Genomic DNA, 5,335 nt, shown 5'->3' on the forward strand with positions numbered 1-5,335 from the left:
TCAAAAAAACTAGCGNGTATCGACAGAGCCGTCGATACGCGCTATTTTTTTGAAGGAACGTCTAGTACACCACTAACGACAAAACAGGTAAAACTAGTCATTTTTTTTTGAAATTACCGAAAAACCTACTTTTGAACGACGGTTATTCGAGAGTCTGTAGCAAACCTGATTTTTAGATTTGTCCCACATTTGTTTTCCGCCTCTAATAAAAGAACATTTCCACGTTTTATTTTAAAATCTCTTTTGTTAGTCGTTTAGCAGTTGGAGTTGCTGCTAGACCACCTTCTGCTGTTTCTTTGAAGATAGAGGGCATTTGTCTGCCTACTTGATACATCGCAGCGACAATTTCGTCAGGGGGAATCACACTTTCGATACCGGCTAACGCCATGTCGGCAGAAATGAAAGCTTGAGAAGAACCAAGCGCATTTCTTTTGACACATGGAACTTCAACGAGCCCTGCGACAGGGTCACAGATCAGCCCCATCATATTTTTTAAAGTAATTGCAACGGCTTGAGCGGCTTGATGCGGCGTACCATTTTTTGCACATACTAATGCAGCAGCTGCCATGGCACTGGCTGAACCAACTTCTGCTTGGCAACCACCTTCTGCACCACTGATCGAAGCATTATTTGCCATGACTAGTCCGAATGCCCCAGCAGTAAAGAGAAATTCTAACTGTTGTTCATGACTTAATTCCAAGCGCTCACGAACAGACATCAATACACCAGGTACGACTCCAGCGCTGCCGGCAGTAGGTGTTGCGCAGATCAAGCCCATTTTGGCATTGACCTCGTTCACAGCAATCGCATTACGAACGGCAGTCAGGATCGTTTCACCACTAAGAAAATCAGCTTCCTTTAAATAATCGTTTAGTTTTTTTGCATCGCCACCTGTAATGCCAGTTACAGATGTTACACCTGCTTTTCCGTCAGCAATGGATTGTTCCATCACACTTAGATTTTTTTCCATGATCGCGATGATCTGTTCGCGTGAACGTCCGCTCATTTCCATTTCAACAGCAATCATTAATTCAGCGACACTGGAGTAGTCGTTTGCTTGTTGTACGAGTTCTTCAATAGAGAAAAACATTTTTCTTCCTCCTTTAATCGAAATAATTGACACTATCGATGTTTGGCAATTGATTTAATTTTTTAACAGTATCATCTACTTGCGGGTCATCGACTTCGATGATCATGATCGCATTTTCGCCTTTAGATTCACGAGTCACCGTCATAGTCCCGATATTTGTATTCGTTTCAGAAAGGATGTTTGTGACTTTGGCGATCATTCCCGGCACATCTCGATGGACGATGATCAGGGTAGGCGTGCCCATGCTTAATGAGATCTTGAACCCATTCAATTCAGATATCTGAATATTTCCGCCACCGATCGAGATCCCAGTTACGGAAAGTTTACGAGTTCCTTTTCTTAACAACATTTTTACAGAGTTGGGATGTTCCGCTTTTTCCGCTTTTGGAACGAATAATACTTCCATGCCTGCTTCATAAGCCAATTTCAGTGAATCTGCTAAATGTTCATCATCTGGTTCCATGCCTAATAAGCCGCCGACTAAAGCAATATCGGTACCATGTCCTCGATAAGTCTTAGCAAAAGATTCATAAAGATAAATATCGACAGAATCTGGTTGTTCGCCAAAAATACTACGGACGATTTTACCGATTCGAGCAGCACCAGCGGTATGAGAACTACTAGGACCAATCATGACAGGACCGATAATATCGAAAACACTGCGGTATTTTAATTCTTTCATTTCTTCACCTCGTTAAAATTTACAGATATATAGCTGGCGCATGTCAGCATTTCTTCTTGGCGCTAGTTTAGCACAAATGGTAAACAAATAGGGAAGGTTCTTCACGTTTTAAGGAGAAAATTATCGATTTCTTCCATAGAATGTAAATTTATAAGAAAAAAATCTTGAAAAAAAGAATATATTTGCTATACTGTACCAGTGTGCATTGTCGTGCGCACTATTTTGTCTGATAATCAGATGATTATGAGAGAAAACGTGGGAGGAGAAATATGCATCTCCAATTAACCACATCACGGACTTAAGGAGGTATGTCTCGTGGCAAAGAAAGTAGAAAAAATCGTTAAATTGCAAATTCCTGCAGGTAAAGCAACTCCAGCTCCACCAGTAGGTCCTGCACTAGGTCAAGCGGGTGTCAATATCATGGGATTCACAAAAGAATTCAATGCTCGTACAGCTGATCAAGCAGGTTTGATTATTCCGGTTGTTATTTCTGTATACGAAGACCGTTCATTCACATTCGTTACAAAAACACCACCAGCTGCAGTATTGTTGAAAAAAGCAGCAAACATTGAAAAAGGTTCAGGCGAACCAAACAAAAACAAAGTTGCTAAAGTTTCTAGCGATCAAATCAAAGAAATCGCTGAATTAAAAATGGAAGACCTAAACGCAGCGAACGTTGAAGCAGCAATGCGCATGGTTGAAGGAACTGCACGAAGCATGGGGATCACTGTAGAATAATCTCTACACCCTAAGAAAGTAGCTTCTCAGTTGGCTCTGTATTGAAAGATATAGAACACGTGGGAGGTACAACCGTTATAACCACAATCAAGGAGGAACCAAAATGGCTAAAAAGAGCAAAAAAATGCAAGATGCATTAAAAAAAGTTGATTCAAGTAAAGTTTACCCTGTTGCTGAAGCAGTAGCATTAGCAAAAGAAACAAACATTGCAAAATTCGACGCTACAGTTGAAGTTGCATACCGTTTGAACGTAGACCCTAAAAAAGCAGACCAACAAATTCGTGGTGCAGTAGTATTACCTAACGGAACTGGTAAAACACAAACTGTTTTAGTATTTGCTAAAGGCGACAAAGCAAAAGAAGCTGAAGCAGCTGGTGCAGACTTCGTAGGAGACGACGACATGGTTCAAAAAATCCAAAATGGATGGTTTGACTTTGACGTAGTTGTTGCTACACCTGACATGATGGCTACTGTTGGTCGTTTAGGACGTGTTTTAGGACCTAAAGGCTTAATGCCAAACCCTAAAACTGGTACTGTAACTATGGATGTTACAAAAGCAGTGAACGAAGTAAAAGCAGGTAAAGTAACTTACCGTGTGGACAAAGCTGGAAACGTCCATGTTCCAATCGGTAAAGTATCATTCGACAACGAAAAACTTGTTGAAAACTTTACAACAATCCATGATGTATTAGTGAAAGCTAAACCATCAGCAGCTAAAGGTCAATACATGAAAAATATCACTGTTACAACAACATTTGGACCTGGTATCCATGTAGACCAAGCTTCTTTCTAATTTAAATTAGAACGTTGATTGATCCAACTGAAAAAATAATTCTTGACTCAACTAGTTTAGCATGCTAAGCTAGTTGAGGTTAATAATTAACTTGTACCGAAGACAGTAGGTGGCATTCGCCTTAATTTCCTACCGAGGACGTTTATTGAATACTTTCAATAGTCCCTCTATGTCTGCGGTGGCATAGAGTTTTTTATTGTGAATCACTAAGAACGATGTGAATAGATGATGAATAATACTTGGCGAACAGAGTGAGCGAAGTCTCCTCTCAGGCGAAGCATGTTGAATCACTAAGAACGAAGTGGATCATTGATACACAATACTTGGTGAATAACTAAGTGTAAAGAACTCTTCCATCAAAATTCAGGAGGTGAAACTCAAAAATGAGTGAAGCAATTATCGCAAAAAAAGCAGCAATCGTTGATGAAGTAAGTGAAAAATTTACAGCAGCAGCATCTGTAGTCGTTGTTGACTACCGTGGTCTAACTGTTGATGAAGTGACTCGTTTACGTAAACAACTTCGTGATGCAAACGTAGAAATGAAAGTTATCAAAAACTCAATTCTTTCTCGTGCTGCAAAAAAAGCTGGATTAGAAGGCTTGGACGAAGTATTCACTGGCCCTACAGCCGTTGCATTTAGTAACGAAGATGTAGTTGCACCAGCGAAAATCATGGACGAATTTGCTAAAGAAGCAAAAGCATTAGAAATCAAAGGCGGTATCATCGAAGGTAAAGTATCTTCATTGGAAGAAATCACAGCATTGGCAAAATTGCCAAACCGCGAAGGACTTCTATCTATGTTGCTATCTGTACTACAAGCGCCAGTCCGCAACGTGGCTTACGCTGTCAAAGCAGTGGCAGAAAAAGAAGATGGAGATGCAGCTTAATTGCCGCATAGCATAAATAAAAATATTAACATCTAAAACGGAGGAAATTATAATGGCATTGAACATTGAAAACATCGTTGCTGAGTTAAAAGAAGCAACTATCCTAGAACTTAACGACCTAGTTAAAGCTATTGAAGAAGAATTTGGCGTATCTGCTGCTGCTCCTGTAGCTGCAGTTGCTGCTGGTGGCGCTGCTGCTGAAGAACAAACAGAATTCACTGTTGAATTAACAGCAACTGGCGACCAAAAAGTTAAAGTTATCAAAGCAGTTCGTGAAGCAACTGGCTTAGGCTTGAAAGAAGCTAAAGCTGTAGTTGACGGAGCTCCTGCACCAGTTAAAGAAGGCGTGTCAAAAGACGAAGCTGAAGAATTAAAAGCTAAACTTGAAGAAGTTGGCGCAACTGTAACAGTTAAATAATCACTCTTGATTATTACGAGCTAGAATCCTTATCATGAGGGTTCTAGCTTTTTTTGTTTGGCTTTAGGATAAAAGGACAGAAACCAAATTCCAAGAAATAAACAAGGACTCGCTGATTCAATCTTTAGGTTGGCTGGTTCTTTTTAGATGTATGGTACACTAATACATAATCAGTGTTTTGGTAGGTGGAAAAATGGAAAGTAAAAAATTACAGAAAGTATTGATTGCGCTGGGCATTTCGCTGATCCTTTTTTTAGGGTACCACTTGTACTTGGAATACCAAGCAGATATCCATCTGTTAATTGATCCTAAAGCAAATGAACAACAATTGTTGCATAGTGTACGCTCCCATGGTCTTTCTGCGGCAGTGATCCTGATTTTGTTGATGGGGATCATGTGTGCTATTCCAGGAGTACCTACTGCAGTCATCGGAGTGATTGTAGGGTTAAGCTATGGTCCTTTTCTTGGTGCATTGATCAATATTGTAGGGAATGCTTCTGGGAATATTTTAGCGATTTCTCTTATGCAACATTTGAAATTGGTGGACCATTCTAAAAAATCAAATCGTTGGGTCAAAGCGATTCGTAGCATGAAACACCCAAAAATCGGGATCATGGTGGGATACATGGTGCCGATCATTCCTTCATCAGTGATCAACTTTGCAACGACGACGTTGAATTTACAGGTGCGAGAAATTTTGATGTCGATCATTATTGGGGTGATCCCA

At 40.1% G+C, this 5,335-nt stretch carries 7 protein-coding genes and 1 other annotated feature; of the genes, 5 read left to right on the forward strand and 2 right to left on the reverse strand.

The features are described 5' to 3' along the window. Window positions 1-226: 226 nt before the first annotated feature. Both sdaAA and sdaAB read right to left on the reverse strand, forming a co-directional pair. Entirely contained in the window at window positions 227-1,090 is an 864-nt protein-coding gene (sdaAA, locus tag ED2_RS14000) for an L-serine ammonia-lyase, iron-sulfur-dependent, subunit alpha (protein ID WP_016177891.1), read from the reverse strand. Window positions 1,091-1,103: 13 nt separating this feature from the next. Then, window positions 1,104-1,772: an L-serine ammonia-lyase, iron-sulfur-dependent subunit beta gene (gene sdaAB, locus ED2_RS14005; RefSeq protein WP_005878986.1), complete on the reverse strand. Its 669-nt coding sequence runs from the start codon at window positions 1,770-1,772 to the stop codon at window positions 1,104-1,106. Between the two features lie 315 nt (window positions 1,773-2,087). Between sdaAB and rplK the strand changes: the two genes are divergently transcribed. The 5 genes from rplK to ED2_RS14030 form a co-directional block, all read left to right on the forward strand. Continuing rightward, a complete protein-coding gene (gene rplK, locus ED2_RS14010; protein WP_005878984.1) occupies window positions 2,088-2,510 on the forward strand; it encodes a 50S ribosomal protein L11 in 423 nt (140 codons plus the stop codon). Window positions 2,511-2,613: 103 nt separating this feature from the next. Then, the gene (gene rplA, locus ED2_RS14015) at window positions 2,614-3,303 is read left to right on the forward strand and encodes a 50S ribosomal protein L1 (protein ID WP_005878981.1); all 690 of its coding nucleotides are present in this window, start codon (window positions 2,614-2,616) and stop codon (window positions 3,301-3,303) included. Between the two features lie 78 nt (window positions 3,304-3,381). After that, window positions 3,382-3,508, forward strand: a sequence feature (ribosomal protein L10 leader region). A 178-nt stretch (window positions 3,509-3,686) separates the two neighbouring features. Further along, complete coding sequence (gene rplJ / locus ED2_RS14020) at window positions 3,687-4,190, forward strand: 50S ribosomal protein L10 (RefSeq protein ID WP_005878979.1); 504 nt, start codon at window positions 3,687-3,689, stop codon at window positions 4,188-4,190. 52 nt (window positions 4,191-4,242) lie between these two features. Then, window positions 4,243-4,608 (forward strand): 50S ribosomal protein L7/L12, encoded by a 366-nt coding sequence (rplL, locus tag ED2_RS14025; RefSeq protein WP_016177892.1) that lies wholly within the window; start codon window positions 4,243-4,245, stop codon window positions 4,606-4,608. 193 nt (window positions 4,609-4,801) lie between these two features. Further along, the coding region (locus tag ED2_RS14030; protein ID WP_060789907.1) for a TVP38/TMEM64 family protein at window positions 4,802-5,335 on the forward strand (534 nt) is incomplete at its 3' end.

This window comes from Enterococcus durans NBRC 100479 = LMG 10746 (assembly GCF_001544215.1).
GTDB lineage: Bacteria > Bacillota > Bacilli > Lactobacillales > Enterococcaceae > Enterococcus_B > Enterococcus_B durans.

Bases quoted from the DNA above. Each gene is read 5' to 3' on its own strand.
- sdaAB (WP_005878986.1), bottom strand. From the start codon at position 1,772: ATGAAAGAATTAAAATACCGCAGTGTTTTCGATATTATCGGTCCTGTC.
- rplL (WP_016177892.1), top strand. From the start codon at position 4,243: ATGGCATTGAACATTGAAAACATCGTTGCTGAGTTAAAAGAAGCAACT.
- sdaAA (WP_016177891.1), bottom strand. From the start codon at position 1,090: ATGTTTTTCTCTATTGAAGAACTCGTACAACAAGCAAACGACTACTCC.
- rplJ (WP_005878979.1), top strand. From the start codon at position 3,687: ATGAGTGAAGCAATTATCGCAAAAAAAGCAGCAATCGTTGATGAAGTA.
- rplA (WP_005878981.1), top strand. From the start codon at position 2,614: ATGGCTAAAAAGAGCAAAAAAATGCAAGATGCATTAAAAAAAGTTGAT.